The sequence below is a fragment of the Bacillus sp. ABA4_010 genome (assembly GCF_056159105.1).
The window spans coordinates 392,470-408,253 of sequence record NZ_JBSWUN010000003.1; the positions used below are offsets into that span (position 1 = coordinate 392,470).

Annotated in this window: 16 protein-coding genes; 14 read left to right on the top strand and 2 right to left on the bottom strand. The window is 39.2% G+C overall.

Features of this window, described 5'->3' with window-relative positions:
• Nucleotides 1-245 precede the first annotated feature (245 nt).
• The 12 genes from era to ACXAEO_RS03180 all read left to right on the top strand — a co-directional run bounded on the left by era (nt 246) and on the right by ACXAEO_RS03180 (nt 11,346).
• Nucleotides 246-1,154: a GTPase Era gene (gene era / locus ACXAEO_RS03125; RefSeq protein ID WP_474877860.1), complete on the top strand. Its 909-nt coding sequence runs from the start codon at nt 246-248 to the stop codon at nt 1,152-1,154.
• Between the two features lie 109 nt (nt 1,155-1,263).
• Nucleotides 1,264-1,410: a YqzL family protein gene (locus ACXAEO_RS03130; protein ID WP_474877864.1), complete on the top strand. Its 147-nt coding sequence runs from the start codon at nt 1,264-1,266 to the stop codon at nt 1,408-1,410.
• A 29-nt stretch (nt 1,411-1,439) separates the two neighbouring features.
• A complete protein-coding gene (gene recO, locus ACXAEO_RS03135; protein ID WP_474877867.1) occupies nt 1,440-2,204 on the top strand; it encodes a DNA repair protein RecO in 765 nt (254 codons plus the stop codon).
• Nucleotides 2,205-2,444: 240 nt separating this feature from the next.
• Nucleotides 2,445-3,083, top strand: coding sequence for a transcriptional regulator CcpN (gene ccpN, locus ACXAEO_RS03140; protein ID WP_474877870.1), 639 nt, complete (start codon nt 2,445-2,447; stop codon nt 3,081-3,083).
• 65 nt (nt 3,084-3,148) lie between these two features.
• Nucleotides 3,149-3,955, top strand: a complete 807-nt coding sequence (locus ACXAEO_RS03145; protein WP_474877873.1) for a pyruvate, water dikinase regulatory protein — start codon at nt 3,149-3,151, stop codon at nt 3,953-3,955.
• Nucleotides 3,956-4,230: 275 nt separating this feature from the next.
• Nucleotides 4,231-4,716 carry a YaiI/YqxD family protein gene (locus ACXAEO_RS03150; RefSeq protein ID WP_474877875.1) on the top strand — a complete coding sequence of 162 codons (486 nt, stop codon included), beginning with the start codon at nt 4,231-4,233 and terminating at the stop codon, nt 4,714-4,716.
• Between the two features lie 40 nt (nt 4,717-4,756).
• A complete protein-coding gene (dnaG, locus tag ACXAEO_RS03155) occupies nt 4,757-6,556 on the top strand; it encodes a DNA primase (protein ID WP_474877879.1) in 1,800 nt (599 codons plus the stop codon).
• Nucleotides 6,557-6,609: 53 nt separating this feature from the next.
• The gene (gene rpoD, locus ACXAEO_RS03160; protein WP_474877883.1) at nt 6,610-7,737 is read left to right on the top strand and encodes an RNA polymerase sigma factor RpoD; all 1,128 of its coding nucleotides are present in this window, start codon (nt 6,610-6,612) and stop codon (nt 7,735-7,737) included.
• Between the two features lie 68 nt (nt 7,738-7,805).
• Nucleotides 7,806-8,357 carry a hypothetical protein gene (locus ACXAEO_RS03165; protein WP_474877886.1) on the top strand — a complete coding sequence of 184 codons (552 nt, stop codon included), beginning with the start codon at nt 7,806-7,808 and terminating at the stop codon, nt 8,355-8,357.
• Between the two features lie 504 nt (nt 8,358-8,861).
• The gene (gene cccA, locus ACXAEO_RS03170; RefSeq protein WP_474877888.1) at nt 8,862-9,224 is read left to right on the top strand and encodes a cytochrome c550; all 363 of its coding nucleotides are present in this window, start codon (nt 8,862-8,864) and stop codon (nt 9,222-9,224) included.
• Nucleotides 9,225-9,518: 294 nt separating this feature from the next.
• Nucleotides 9,519-10,232: a tRNA (adenine(22)-N(1))-methyltransferase gene (locus tag ACXAEO_RS03175; RefSeq protein ID WP_474877891.1), complete on the top strand. Its 714-nt coding sequence runs from the start codon at nt 9,519-9,521 to the stop codon at nt 10,230-10,232.
• Nucleotides 10,225-11,346: a Nif3-like dinuclear metal center hexameric protein gene (locus tag ACXAEO_RS03180; protein ID WP_474877895.1), complete on the top strand. Its 1,122-nt coding sequence runs from the start codon at nt 10,225-10,227 to the stop codon at nt 11,344-11,346. Before ACXAEO_RS03175 ends, ACXAEO_RS03180 begins: the two co-directional genes overlap by 8 nt.
• A 91-nt stretch (nt 11,347-11,437) precedes the next feature.
• On the opposite strand, the gene ACXAEO_RS03185 is transcribed toward ACXAEO_RS03180, so the two are convergent.
• Nucleotides 11,438-12,385 (bottom strand): 4-hydroxy-3-methylbut-2-enyl diphosphate reductase, encoded by a 948-nt coding sequence (locus ACXAEO_RS03185; protein ID WP_474877898.1) that lies wholly within the window; start codon nt 12,383-12,385, stop codon nt 11,438-11,440.
• A gap of 250 nt (nt 12,386-12,635) precedes the next feature.
• Nucleotides 12,636-13,121, bottom strand: coding sequence for a VrrA/YqfQ family protein (gene vrrA / locus ACXAEO_RS03190; RefSeq protein ID WP_474877902.1), 486 nt, complete (start codon nt 13,119-13,121; stop codon nt 12,636-12,638).
• Nucleotides 13,122-13,447: 326 nt separating this feature from the next.
• Here vrrA and ACXAEO_RS03195 point away from each other — a divergent pair, with 326 nt between their 5' ends.
• Nucleotides 13,448-14,758: a DEAD/DEAH box helicase gene (locus ACXAEO_RS03195; RefSeq protein WP_474877905.1), complete on the top strand. Its 1,311-nt coding sequence runs from the start codon at nt 13,448-13,450 to the stop codon at nt 14,756-14,758.
• Nucleotides 14,759-14,869: 111 nt separating this feature from the next.
• Complete coding sequence (locus ACXAEO_RS03200) at nt 14,870-15,763, top strand: deoxyribonuclease IV (RefSeq protein WP_474877907.1); 894 nt, start codon at nt 14,870-14,872, stop codon at nt 15,761-15,763.
• Nucleotides 15,764-15,784: the final 21 nt, after the last annotated feature.

Here is a 15,784-nt window from a genome sequence, read left to right on the forward strand (position 1 = left end):
TACTTTGACAGCGGTTTATGTATTTTAAGAAAACACAGCTTCTCTTTAACCGAGTCGAATGAAGAAAGTTGTTGTTTTTCTTGATTTTTGATAAGATAAGTTATTACAAGTAATCAATGTTCCGTAACTGACAGAAAGCGAAAGTCAGGTTGATTTTCTGTATCCCTTCGAATGCTTTTAAGCTACTCGACAAGAGTTTGCAGTCGAAGGATAGTTGCCTGGAGCATTTTCAGCGGAGGATTCACATGAATAAAGAAGGATATAAATCAGGTTTCGTTTCCATTATTGGAAGACCAAACGTAGGGAAGTCAACGTTTTTAAATCGTGTCATCGGCCAAAAAATTGCTATTATGAGTGATAAGCCGCAAACAACGAGAAATAAAATTCAAGGAGTCTATACAGAAGCAGACTCTCAAATTGTGTTTATTGATACACCGGGCATACATAAACCGAAGCATAAGCTTGGGGATTTTATGATGAAAGTAGCCCAAAATACGTTAAAAGAAGTAGATTTAATTTTATTTATGGTTAATGCGGTAGAGGGCCTTGGGCGAGGAGATGAATTTATCATCGAGCGGCTGAAGGATACCAATACTCCTGTGTTTTTAGTCATTAATAAAATTGATGAAATTCACCCGGACAAGCTGTTGCCTCTTATTGAGACGTACCAAAATTTACATTCTTTTGCACAAGTTATTCCAATTTCTGCATTACAAGGAAACAATGTAGACACATTGCTGACGCAAATTAAAGACTTATTACCGGAAGGCCCGCAATATTATCCGGCTGATCAAGTGACGGATCACCCAGAACGTTTTATTGTGGCCGAGCTAATTCGTGAAAAAGCCCTTCACTTAACACGTGAAGAAATTCCTCATTCTATTGCAGTTATGATGGACTCTATGCAAAGAAGAGAAACAGGTAATACCGTCTATGTCGGGGCGACCATTGTTGTAGAGAGAGACTCGCAAAAAGGGATTATCATCGGAAAACAAGGGAAAATGCTAAAAGAAATCGGTCAGAGAGCGCGTGTTGATATTGAAGCACTTCTTGGTTCAAAAGTGTTTTTAGAACTTTGGGTAAAAGTACAGAAAGATTGGCGCAATAAAGCATCACAATTGCGTGATTTCGGATTCCGTGAAGACGAATATTAAATAAATGACAAAATTTGTTTTACATGATTTCAAGGAAGGAAGGCCACTCTAATCTTAAGGAATTGGACTATATATCTGATCTCTTTTTGATTAGAAAGGTGGGGTTTTAATGTTAGATTTTACCTGGAAAGTTTTCAGCAGCACAGGTAATATAGATACGTATCTCCTCTTTAAAGAACTTCAGCAGGAGTACGTGGAAATACCCGACAATAGCCAAGATGAGGAAGTAGGCGAATATAACCTTCCTATTTCCTAAACGTTCCTTCCAGACGGTAGGTGGCCAGGTTGTTAAAAAAATGTGAAGGCATTGTAATCCGCACCAACAGTTATGGAGAAGCCAATAAAGTAGTCACGATATATACAAGGGAAGCAGGGAAAATAGGTGTAATGGCAAGAGGGGCTAAAAAGCCAAGCAGCCGCCTTGCTTCTTTAACACAGCCTTTTACGTATGGTCAGTTCTTAGTGCAAAAAGGTTCTGGAATGGGGACTCTTCAACAGGGAGATGTCATTTCAACAATGCGAGGCATACGCGAAGATATATTTATCACCGCGTATGCTTCTTATATTGTGGAATTGACAGATAAGGCGACTGACAATGAGAAGGCTAATCCATTTTTATTTGAACTGCTTTATCAAACATTATCGTTTATGAATGAAGGCTATGATTTAGATGTATTGACATTTATTTATGAACTGAAAATGTTGAATGTATTCGGGTTATTCCCATGTTTGGATGAATGCAGCGTGTGCGGCGCTAAAGATGGAGAGTTTGGCTTTTCGGTCAGAGAAGGCGGCTTTATTTGTCACCGGTGTTTTGAGAAAGATCCGTATCGTTTTCGGATGACGCCTGGTGCTGTCAAACTGCTTCGATTGTTTTATTATATGGATATGAAGAGGCTTGGAACGGTTTCGGTGAAAGAAGAGACAAAAAAGCAACTAAGGCAAATTATTGACAGTTATTACGATGAATATTCAGGTCTGTATTTAAAGTCAAAACGATTTTTAAGTCAGATTGATCATTTAAAAGACACCTTCCAGACAGAGAAGTGATAGAAGAATATATTGAATCGCACTGTATGAATGGTTGACAAACGGCTTTGTCAAGCGAGTGCAGGAAAGAAAAGATGTGTTCAAAAGCAGCACATCCTTCTTTGCGTTCTCTACAATGTTCAACACGAGTGTGCGAACAGAGTACTTTTAATAAATTTCGTGCATTATTCTTTCTATTCCGAATAAAAAGTATATAATATTTATATGAACAGTATGACACAATAGCGTTCGATGAAGGTGGTGAGAACAATCGAATTAAATAAAAGACAGGAGCACATCCTGCAAATTGTAAAGGATCATGGACCTATTACCGGTGAGCATATCGCGGATCGTCTTAATTTAACACGCGCTACGCTAAGGCCCGATTTAGCTATTTTAACAATGGCGGGGTATTTGGAGGCAAGACCGCGAGTAGGGTACTTCTATACAGGAAAAACAGGTGCCCAGTTGCTGACGGATAAAATCCGGAAAGTGAAAGTGGGTGAGTATCAATCAGTCCCGGTAGTCGTAAATGAAGGCGTGTCTGTCTATGATGCAATCTGTACGATGTTCTTAGAAGATGTAGGGACATTGTTTGTGGTAGATGAGCATTCATTGTTAGTTGGGGTACTCTCGAGGAAAGATTTGCTGAGGGCAAGTATCGGTAAGCAAGAGCTCACATCAATCCCGGTTAATATTATTATGACAAGAATGCCGAATATTACTTTTTGTGAAAAAGAGGATTACTTGATTGATGTAGGGAAAACGTTAATTGATAAGCAAATTGACGCGATGCCTGTTGTCAAACCAACAAGTGCAGGGTACGAAGTGATAGGGAGAATTACAAAGACTAATATTACTAAGCTGTTAGTAGCATTGGCCAACGATGAGGTAGTGTAAGTTGTTTAACAGCATAGAGATAGAGAAACATGGTGAATAACGATATTAAAGGGGATGTGTAATAAATGACTAGCCCGCTTATTTATGTAGTTTCCGATTCGGTAGGAGAAACGGCTGAACTCGTTGTCAAGGCAGCAACGAGTCAATTCAATCCTGCAGAAGTAATCGTAAAGCGAGTTCCATATGTTGAAGATACAGCTACTTTATGTGAGGTAGTATCCATTGCTAAACTGAATAAGGCATTAATTGGCTTTACGCTTGTTAAACCAGAGATGCGCACTTTTTTACTAGAAGAAGCGAGTAGACAGAATGTAGTGGTATTTGATATTATCGGTCCAATTATGGATAAAATTCAAGGGGCTTATAATTTAGAACCGAAGCATGAACCAGGAATGGTCCGGAAGCTTGATGAAGATTATTTCAAAAAAGTGGAAGCGATTGAGTTTGCGGTGAAGTATGATGACGGACGCGATCCGCGCGGTATTTTACGTGCAGATATTGTGTTGGTTGGGATTTCGCGTACATCTAAAACCCCGTTGTCACAATTTATTGCTCATAAACGATTGAAGGTAGCCAATGTTCCAATTGTTCCTGAAGTGGAGCCGCCAGAAGAGTTGTTTTTAGTCCCAGCGGAAAAATGTTTTGGCTTAAAAATCAGCCCGGATAAATTAAATCATATACGCAGGGAGCGGCTAAAGTCGTTAGGATTAAACGATCAGGCCATTTACGCGAATGTGGAGCGCATTAAAGAGGAAATTAAATACTTCGATAAAGTAGTAGAGCGGATTGGTTGTCAGGTCATTGATGTGTCCAATAAAGCGGTCGAAGAGACAGCAAATGTCATTTTAAATCTTTATCACCGTCAGTCATAAAAGAGATGAATTAGCAATCACTCAGTTCAATTTTATTTGTTCATGTAACAGATCAAATCAGGACAGAGGAGATTGCTTTTATATATTTTATTTTCTTGTAGCAAATAATTGAATTTTATATTATAATAAAAAATTGTGATAAAAAAGAATAGTTTTAGGTTTAGACTTTGTCTATAACGAATAAACTATTTATATAAATGGTGAATTGAGATAGGATAAAAATTCGACAAATCCTCTCATCAGCAAGTAAAAATAGCATTTTAAAGAAGGAATCTGTGGAGGGATGTAGAATAGAGAGTTATACACAGAGAAAATTCAATATTTTTGTCGATGCTGATGCATGTCCTGTCAAAGAAGAAATTTTGGAGCTTGCCGATACATATAATATTCATGTAATTTTTGTTGCTTCTTACGCGCACGTTCAGCATAAAATAGATGCTGGTGAGTGGAGATACGTGGACATGAGCCAGGAGGCGGTCGATCTTTACATTATGAATCATGTAAAGAAGCATGACGTCGTTGTTACACAAGATACAGGGCTAGCAAGCATTCTGGTGAAACAAGGTGTTTATACTTTATCCCCCCGAGGGAAATGTTTTAATACAGAAGATATGGATGCGGTTCTTTTTTTTCGATACCTTTCGGCGAAAGAACGAAGAGCAGGCCGTCATTCTAAAGGTCCTAAATCTTTTAGCGAAGAAGAAAGGCAACGATTTATCACAAACATGAATAAGTTATTGTCGAAACTTGCAGGAATTTAGTTTTTTATGAAGAATAATACAATACACGGAGCTGTTAAGCATGGCAGAACGTATAGCCGATGAAGTCATAGACCGCATTCGACAGTCTGTTGATATTGTGGATGTTGTCAGTGATTATGTTCAATTAAAAAAGCAAGGACGCAATTATTTTGGTTTATGTCCTTTTCATGGTGAAAGCACTCCGTCGTTTTCTGTTGCCCCTGAAAAGCAAATTTACCATTGCTTTGGCTGTGGTGCAGGAGGAAATGCTTTTTCGTTTGTGATGGAAATGGAAGGACTTACTTTTATCGAAGCAGTCAAGCAGCTTGCGGATAAAGTAGGTATTCCTGTACAACTTCCAGCAAATCAGCCTCAATCTTCCATTCACAAACCGGCAAACAAGATGATGGAGGCTCACGAGCTTTTAAAGAAATTTTACCATCATTTATTAGTAAATACAAAAGAGGGTCAAAAAGCTTTTGATTACTTAATACAACGCGGCTTTACAAGTGATATGATTGAAGAGTTTGAAGTTGGATATGCACTCGATTCCTGGGATTTTGCGATGAAATTTCTAACAAAACGCGGTTTTTCACCTGATGAAATGGAACGAGCAGGCTTGCTCGTTAAAAGGGATTCGGATGGAAAGTACTTTGATCGCTTCCGCAATCGGGTGATGTTCCCTATCTACGATTTGCAAGGAAAAACGATTGCTTTCTCCGGAAGAATTTTAGGAGAAGGGCAACCAAAATATTTAAACAGCCCTGAAACAACTCTTTTTAACAAAAGCAAAACCATTTATAATTTCCATCGTGCTAAAAAGCACATTCGGAAACATCAAGAGGCGGTCTTGTTTGAAGGATTTGCAGATGTCATTTCGGCGTTTAAAGCAGGGTTTGAAAATGGGATTGCGACAATGGGAACGGCCTTAACGGATGAACAGGCTAAAATCATTAGGCGAAATGTTGAGTCAATTGTCGTCTGTTATGACTCAGACGATGCTGGAATTGAAGCAGCTCATAAGGCAGCACATACGTTGGAAGCTGCTGGATGCTATGTGCGAATTGCGACGATGCCAAAAGGATATGATCCTGACGAATATATTAGGCAATTCGGAGCAGAAAAATTCCGGCATGAGGTGATTGAGGCAAGTCTGACATTAATGTCGTTTAAAATGCAGTATTTAAGAAGAGGAAGAAATCTTCAAAATGAGGCAGAACGGATGCAATATATTGATGATGTTCTGAAAGAAATAGGTTCTCTTCCGAAAGCTGTAGAAAGAGATCACTATTTGCGACAAGTGTCAGAGGAATTCTCCATCTCTTTAGAAGCGCTCAAGCAGCAATATCAAATTTATAGATTTGAAAAAAAGAAAAAGGATAATGCTCATCCGAATAGAAATAATATAGCTAGACAATCGGCTTCTCATAAGAGCTTGTTACCGGCCTATCAAAATGCAGAAAGAATTCTTTTAACGTATATGTTGAAAGATCAGGAGCTCGCTTTTCGCATTCAAGATATTATTGGCGGCAGCTTTAATGTGGAAGAACATCGCGCGCTAGCTGCTTATCTATATGGGTTTTATGAAGAAGGGCACGAATCCAATGTAAGTTTATTTGTTGAATACTTGCCTGAAAAAAGCCTTGTACAACTTGTGTCAGAATTAGCGATGACATCAATTAATGAAGAGCTCTCAGAACAAGCATTGAACGATTATGTACAGCAAGTGTTGAATTACCCAAAGTGGTTAACAATAAAAGAAAAAGAAAAAGATAAACAAGAAGCTGACAGACGTAAAGACTACGTGACAGCAGCATCCATTGCGATGGAGATTCTTCAATTAAAAAAAGCATTAAAATAGTGTGTACGATAACTTTAACATATAGCAATACAATTGCGGAAGGAGGGGGCCAAATGGCTGAAAAATCTGCTCGCTCTAAAGAATTGGACTCTGAATTAACCCTCGATCAAGTGAAAGAACAGTTAACAGAAATAGGGAAAAAACGCGGTGTCTTAACATATGAAGAAATTGCAGAGCGCATGTCCGGATTTGAATTAGAATCAGATCAAATGGATGAATATTATGAATACTTAGGTGAACAAGGTGTGGAGGTAATGAATGAGTCGGAGGTCGATGAAGATGATCCGGACATTCAAGACTTATCGAAAGAGGAAGAGTTTGACCTCAATGACCTCAGTGTGCCTCCAGGAGTAAAAATTAATGACCCTGTTCGTATGTACTTAAAAGAAATCGGACGCGTAGACTTATTATCTGCTGAAGAAGAAATCCGATTAGCTCAGCGCATCGAAACGGGAGACGAAGAAGCGAAACGCCGTCTTGCGGAAGCAAACTTACGTCTAGTTGTAAGTATTGCAAAACGCTATGTAGGACGCGGTATGCTGTTCTTGGACCTGATTCAGGAAGGGAACATGGGATTAATTAAGGCGGTAGAAAAGTTCGATTATCGCAAAGGGTATAAATTTAGTACGTATGCGACATGGTGGATTCGCCAGGCGATTACCCGTGCCATTGCTGACCAAGCAAGAACTATTCGTATTCCTGTGCATATGGTTGAAACGATTAATAAATTAATTCGCGTTCAACGCCAACTACTTCAAGATTTAGGTCGCGAACCGACGCCAGAAGAAATTGCGGAAGATATGGACCTTACCCCAGATAAAGTACGAGAAATCTTAAAGATTGCCCAAGAGCCCGTATCATTGGAAACACCAATCGGTGAAGAAGATGACTCACATTTGGGAGACTTTATTGAAGACCAAGATGCGACTTCTCCATCTGAGCATGCTGCCTATGAGCTATTAAAAGAGCAATTGGAAGATGTTCTTGATACATTAACGGATCGTGAAGAAAATGTCCTTCGCTTACGTTTTGGATTAGACGATGGCCGTACTCGGACTCTTGAAGAAGTAGGAAAAGTATTTGGTGTTACGAGAGAGCGAATTCGCCAAATTGAAGCGAAGGCACTCCGTAAACTTCGCCATCCAAGCCGAAGCAAACGTCTAAAAGACTTTTTAGAATAAAGAATATATTTACAATCCATAGTTTACTTCTTATTATAGAAGTAAACTATTTTTTTGGAGTGAAACGGATGGAGCGCCAAGCAGAAAAACATGTCATTATCGATGAAATTAAATGGTGGAAAGAAAGCCATTTGCTTCCACCACATTACTGTGATTATTTATTGGCATTATATACAGAAGGAGACGCAGGGACAGAAGAACATACTTTTTCTGAAGCGCCGAAAAAAAAGTTCCAAGGATGGTTGTTTGGACTAATTTTGTTATTTTTACCAGTAATCCTTCTTGTCATTTATTTTACTGAATTGTCTTTCGTTTTGCAAATGGTCCTTTATGCTGTTTTTTGTTTCATTTGTGTAGTGGCGTTACGATTTTATATACAAAAAAAAGTTTTGGTTGATGGATTGTTAAGTGTAATTGCCTTTTGTTTATTGATTATGTCATATGAAGCTGTTTCGCTTTATTTTCCAAGCAATCCGTTTATACTTATTGCGATGCTTGGTTTACATTGTGTCATGTGGCTCGTTGTAGGTGTGCGTCTGCGGATTCCCTATTTCAAAATTGCAGGAGCTATTGGATTAGTGTTAATTGCAGCGTTTAGTATATTTCATATGAGCAAATAGTGCTGTGTTGGAGGGCGATGGGCTGGGAAGCTACAATGCCCTGGCAACCTTGAAATAGAAAAAGAAGTTTCTTTTATTATAACATGAAATTTTTAAAAAATTTAAAAGTTGTGAAAATTAAGGGAGCTGTTTTATAATTTTGATGTAAGCGTATTTACAATGATAAAGAAGCTAAAAGGATATAACATTTTGACGGTGATTACACACCAACCCATTTAATGACATTTTCGGACGTGAATGGTAAAATAAAAGGTGTTTAAAACATTTATTTATGGTATGGTTGAAGAGAAGAGACAAGGAATGACATCGTATATTAGCTTCTATACATATAGAAGAGGTATGGTAGGGTGAGAGGATTTTTCACTTTTTCAGTTATTTAGTGAAATTCTGACAGAACCTAAAGAATAGGGGTTTCGTTCATTATTATTTTGAAGTAAAATAGATTGTGTTTGTACTTTTCTCACTATTCACAATTGATAACGTATACATAAGGAGGTAAATGAAATGAATCGCAATCCGTTGGCACCTTTTTTTCTTATTATGGCATTAGGTCTTGTTCTTATGCTTGTTTTATCCATTAATGGTCAGAACAATGCGAAAGAAATTGCTGCTGAAAAAGAAGGGGGCGGCGCTGAACAGGAAACTGTTGCAGCAACGCCAGAAGAACTTTATAAGCAAAGCTGTATTGGCTGTCATGGTGATCAATACCAAGGCGGGGTAGGGCCTGCTCTTACGGGAGTAGGGGAACGTTTATCTCAAGATGAAATTAAAGACGTTCTTGTAAATGGACGAGGTTCCATGCCAGGTGGAATGGTGCCAGCTGATAAAGCTGATGAAGTGGCTGAATGGCTTGGTACATTAAAATAACAATGAACTGAATGAATCACTTCATGCTTCAAGGTTTTCAACCGTCAATCATGAAGCGGTTAGAGAAGATGTCTTGCTAAGTTGAATTCAGCTTAGCGAGACATCTTTTTTACGTTTTCAAAGAGGAGACAGGAAGAGAAGTTCGCTTGCATGTGTTGGAGGAACAATTTATGATTAAGGAGAACGTCTATAAGTGAAGTGATGTCGACGTGTTTTTGAGCAGCTTCAGAGCTGACTCAGCAAATTGTGACCACGCATATAAAAAGAGACGAATACATAGTAAAAGGTGAAAATATGAACGAATTACAATTATCAAAGCGTTTAGAGGAAGTTGTAAAGCTTATTCCAGCCAATTCGGTGATTGCGGATATCGGATCTGATCATGCATATTTACCGTGTTATGCCTATTTAAATGGATTTATTCAACGAGCTATTGCGGGTGAAATTACAGAAGGTCCGTTTCAATCTGCTGTTCAGCAAGTAAGAAAATCAGGGTTGGAACAAGTGATTGAGGTCCGTAAAGGGAACGGGCTTGAAGTCATTTCTGCCAATGAAGTGGACTGCATTACTATTGCAGGAATGGGAGGGACCTTAATCCGCAGCATTTTAGAAGAGGGAAAAAGCAAGCTAGAAGGTGTTCAGCGCCTCGTGCTACAGCCTAATATTGGTGCGAAAACATTACGCGAATGGCTCATAGAGCATTCATGGGAAATTAAAGAAGAAAAAATTTTAGAAGAAGACGGACGGATTTATGAAATTATCGCCGCTGAAAAGGGGGATTCTTTAAAGCCGTACGGTGACCGAAAAGAAGCAGGCTTATTGCTTGGACCGATTTTAATGAACGAGAAAAATGAAGCGTTCATCAAAAAATGGGCACATGAACAAAAACATTGGGAAAAAGTAATTGCTCAACTTGAGCAAGCAGAAGAAACGCCTGAAAATAAAATGAGAAAAGGAGAGCTTCAGCAATCTGTTGCGATTATTCAGGAGGTGCTTACAGGTGAGTAAACTGCCAAATGGCCATGAGGTGATTCAGCTATTTGAATCGTTCGCCCCTAAAAAATTAGCGATGGAAGGCGATAAAATTGGCCTTCAAGTTGGAACATTAAACAAACCAATCCATAAAGTGATGATTACATTAGATGTTTTAGAAGAAGTAATTGATGAAGCAATCTCCAAAGAAGTGGATTTAATTATTGCCCATCATCCGCCGATTTTCCGTCCGCTTAAGCAAATTATTACAGATCAAATGCCTGGGCGTTTATTTGAAAAATGTATTAAACACGATATTGCGATATACGCGGCTCACACTAACTTAGATATTGCGGTAGGAGGCGTGAATGATTTATTGGCGGAAGCGTTGAAGTTAACGGATACAGACGTACTTATACCGACTGGACATGTGAAGTTGAAAAAGCTGGCAGTTTTCGTACCAGTGGAACATGCAGAAAACGTACGTGCTGCCATTTGCCAGGCTGGAGCGGGTCATATCGGAAATTACAGTGACTGCACGTTCAATACATCAGGGACAGGTACATTTTTGCCTCGGGAAGGAACCGATCCTTTCATCGGTCAAAAAGGCAAGCTCGAGAACGTTCAGGAAGTTAAAATTGAAACGGTTTTCCCAGAAGAGTTAGAGTGCAAGGTCATTCAAGCGTTGCTAAAGAGCCACCCTTACGAAGAAGTAGCGTATGATGTGTATCTTTTAGAAAATCAAGGAATGACTTATGGATTAGGCAGAATTGGGAAGCTGGAACATGAAATGACGTTGAAGGAATTTGCGGAACATGTGAAAACGTCTTTTGATGTCAAAGCGGTAAGAGTGACAGGGAATCTTGAAGACAAGATTCGCAAAGTAGCTGTGCTCGGCGGAGATGGGAATAAATACATCTCAAACGCCAAGTATAAAGGGGCCGATGTCTATGTGACGGGTGATTTGTATTTCCATGTCGCTCATGATGCGATGATGATGGGACTAAATGTTGTGGACCCCGGACATCATGTCGAGAAAGTTATGATTAATGGGGTAACCCGTATTTTATCCAATCTGTGTACCGAAAGTAAATTTGATTGTGAAATTATTCCGTCGGAAATTGACACCAATCCTTTCACTATCGTTTAACGGATATTAGATTGAAAAATGAATGAGAAACAGAAAAAAGACAGATTCCATAGGTTGCAACGGCATCTGTCTTTTTTGATCTAATTATTTTTTATAATTTCGGTGCTTTTACTTTTGGTAAAATTCTTGAAAGTGGAACGGTTCTTTCTAATTTCCATGTGGATGAATCATTTGGATCGAACTGTTCTAAAAATGTGATAACCTCTTTTGTAATTGGAGTCGGCGTTGAAGCTCCAGCTGTAACGGCAACTTTCTTAGCGCCTTTAATCCAATCGATGTTCAGCTCGGTAATATCCCCGATACGATAAGCCTCTGTGTTGGCAATTTCTTGGGATACTTGGGCAAGGCGATTAGAGTTATTACTTTTTGGGTCACCGACGACAATGGTTACGTCTGCTTCTTTTGCTTGTTCTGCGACTGCTTCTTGTCGCACTTGTGTAGCTAAGCAAATTTCTTTGTGTACTTCCACATGTGGATATTTCTCTTGGACTTTTTCCATAATGTCTAAAACATCCCACTGGCTCATTGTCGTTTGGTTCGTGACGATGATTTTTTCGCTTTTAATCCTCAATGCTTCTACATCTTGAGGATTTTCCACTAAGTGGACGATGTCAGGTGCTACGCCAACAGCGCCCTCTGGTTCAGGATGTCCTTTTTTGCCGATGTAGATGATTTCATATCCTTCGGCTTGCTTAGCGCGAATTAAATCATGCGTTTTTGTTACATCTGGGCATGTCGCATCAATGGTAACAAGTCCTTTTTCTTTCGCGCGCTGTTTGACTTCTGGAGAAACACCGTGCGCTGTAAAAATGACCGTTCCTTGATCAATTTGTTCCAAAATTTCAAGACGGTTCGCTCCGTCTAATGTAATAATTCCTTCTTCTTCAAATGCATCTGTTATATGTTTGTTATGCACAATCATGCCAAGAATATAAATGGGTCTTGGTAACGATTTATCTAAAGCGGCATTTCGGGCAATAACCATTGCATCTACCACGCCGTAACAATACCCTCGAGGAGCAATTTTGATCACTTCCATTTTGAATCCTCCTTCTAAATAGGAATCATGACTCCTCCTATTATATAAGAGACATAGCAGAATTGTCGAGAAGCACCCTTGAACTGTACTGCTTCTCGACCATTTTACGTGCTTTTCTTATATCGTTTACTTAATCATTCGACACATCTGCATTCAATTGAGAAGGATCTTAATTATGAATCTCGACAACTTGAGTTTCCTCTCAAAGGTCAATCTATCTAGATGGATGAAGCAGAAGGGTGTAGAAAAATTAAATATAGAGTTTCGGTTTGGAAGCACCACTTGGAGTCGGCTCGAGAAAGTCGGTTTCCGGGTCACGAATGTCTTCTGACTTTAAACTAGTTTTTTGATCCTCTTCGGTTTGCGCGGTTGTTTCGTCTGCGGTATCTGTATCACTTGTTAACGCTTTGTAAATTTTAAGCATAGCAGGGACATTCTTGACCATAGGTCCGTATTGCTGCACCATAGGTCCAACAGATTCTGCTACCTTTAAAGCTTTTTGGACATTTGTCATCATTGAGCTGATGGAAGCTGGGTTTGTAGCCTGTTGGATATTAGTTAATATAGAATTCGTTTGAGTGGTGTTGGATGCGGCGGAAACGGCTTGATTCCTTCCTCCGAACAGCCGTGAAAGAAGGCCTCCTGTTGGGCGGTTCATCATTTGCTGGTTTTGAAAAACGGGCTGCGTTGAAATATTTCTTGGGGGCATAGGGGGAAAAGGACGTCTTGGCAGCAAAGGAATACACCTCCTTTATACAAGTAGTTTTGTTAACGTGCCGTATCATGAAAGGATAAGTAAGTTCAGCGTAGTGAAAATTTTGAGCAGAGTTTTATAAGAAGTTTCCTTTATACTATATGCGGTTACCTCTATAAAGGAGCTTTGTTTTTAGAGCAATCCCCCATTTCAGTCGTATAGTTTTGCACGTTATGTAGAAGAGAAGACAGAAGTTTTGCTTCTGCATAGAGAATGAGTAGTCATGAATTGAAAAATCGATTATAATGATATATTGTGCTTATGTTTTGGTCGGGTCAAGGTAATAAATAGGAATAAAGGAGAAAACAATGAATAAAACAAAATTTGATCGTTTTGATTTTCAACCATTTATTATAGAAGCTGTTAAAGAATTAGGATTTTATCAACCAACTGAAATCCAGGAACGGTTAATTCCTTCCCTTTTACGAGGAGAGAGCGCAATTGGGCAGTCTCAAACTGGTACCGGGAAAACCCATGCGTATTTGCTGCCACTTATCCAAAAAATTGATCCGCAAAAAGAAGAAGTACAGGCAGTCATTACAGCACCAACAAGGGAGTTAGCTAATCAGATTTACCATGAAGTGTTAAAAATTACGAAGTTTTGTGAACCAGGCCAAGAAATTACAGCTAAATGCCTTGTAGGCGGAACGGATAAACAAAAGGCGATTGAGAAATTAAAACGCCAACCTCATATTGTAGTCGGAACACCTGGAAGAATTCATGATTTAGCGAAAGAGCAAGCATTATCCGTTCATGCGGCTACGACGATTGTAGTAGACGAAGCAGACCTTATGCTTGATATGGGATTTCTGGAGGATGTTGACCGAATTGCCGGAGCAATGCCAGAAAATCTTCAAATTCTCGTTTTTTCTGCAACTATTCCGGAAAAACTAAAGCCATTTTTGAAGAAGTATTTGCAAAACCCTAAATATACACACGTTGCTCCGAAACAAGCGACAGCAGCTAAAATTGAACATGTCCTTGTTCCGCTTCGCCACCGCAGTAAAGCAAAGCTTCTGCATGACATGTTACTGTCGTACAATCCTTATTTGGCGATTGTCTTTACAAATACAAAAAAGATGGCAGATGAAGTGGCCGATGCTTTAATGGCTAAAGGGTTACGTGTTGGACGAATTCATGGAGATTTACCGCCGCGTGAACGCAAAAAAATGATGAAGCAAATTAAAGAGTTAGAATATCAATATGTCGTGGCCACAGATCTAGCGGCGAGAGGTATTGATATTGAAGGAATTAGCCATGTTATTAACTACGAGATTCCTTCTGATTTAGACTTTTACATTCACCGTGTTGGACGTACGGCTCGTGCAGGATACTCTGGAATTGCGGCGACGATTTATGAGCTTAGCGATGAAGATGCGATTGTTAAATTGGAAAAAATGGGGATTGAGTTTGTAAACAAAGATCTTCAAGGCGACAACTGGGTCGATATTGAAGATCGAAACCGTCGGAAAAAGCGACAAAAGAAGACGGATGAAGTTGAAGTACAGGCTCGAAAGTTCATCCAAAAACCAAAACAAGTAAAGCCTGGCTATAAAAAGAAGCGTCAGGATGAAATTCAAAAATTCGCGAAAAAACAAAGACGTGCAAAGAAAAAATAAAGCAGATAAAAGGTGTTCATTCGAGTTAGGAAGATGAGCACCTTTTTGGCTGGTTGAAAAAAAGGTATGGTAAGATAGAACGCATAAATGTTGAAAAGACAGAGGTGTACTATGTTGAAAATTGGTTCTCATGTATCAATGAGCGGGAAAAAAATGCTTTTGGCCGCAAGTGAAGAGGCTGTCTCTTATGGGGCGAATACGTTTATGATTTATACGGGTGCCCCTCAAAATACGAGAAGGAAAAGTATCGAAGATTTAAACATCGAAGCTGGGCAAAAGCATATGAAGGAACATGGAATTGATGAAATTGTCGTTCATGCTCCTTATATTATTAATCTTGCCAATACGACCAATCCAGCGACTTTCGAACTTGGCGTCGATTTTTTACGTTTGGAAATTGAACGAACAGCCGCCATTGGAGCTAAGCAAATTGTGCTTCATCCAGGTGCGCATGTAGGAGCGGGAGCAGAGGTTGGCATTAAACGAATTATTGAAGGATTAAATGAAGTACTTGTCCGAGAACAAAATGTACAGATTGCGCTAGAAACGATGGCTGGAAAAGGGTCGGAATGCGGGCGGAATTTTGAAGAGTTAGCCAAAATTATTGACGGAGTGACACATAATGAAAAGCTCTCAGTTTGCTTTGATACATGCCACGTTCATGATGCTGGTTACGATCTCGTTTATGACTTTGATGGTGTATTAAATGAATTTGACAAAGTGGTCGGGATTGATCGTATGAAAGTACTTCATATTAATGACAGTAAAAATCAGATGGGCGCGCAAAAAGACCGTCATGAAAATATCGGATTTGGGTATGTTGGATTTGACGCTTTAAATTACATCGTCCATCACCCATCCTTGTCCCACATTCCGAAAATTTTGGAGACACCGTATGTAGGGGAGGACAAAAATAAGAAAAAGCCTCCATACCAATTAGAAATTGAAATGCTTCGTTCTCAAACATTTGATCCGTTACTTCAGCAAAAGTTGATGGAACAGTAAAAAAGGTCAAGCTACTTTCAT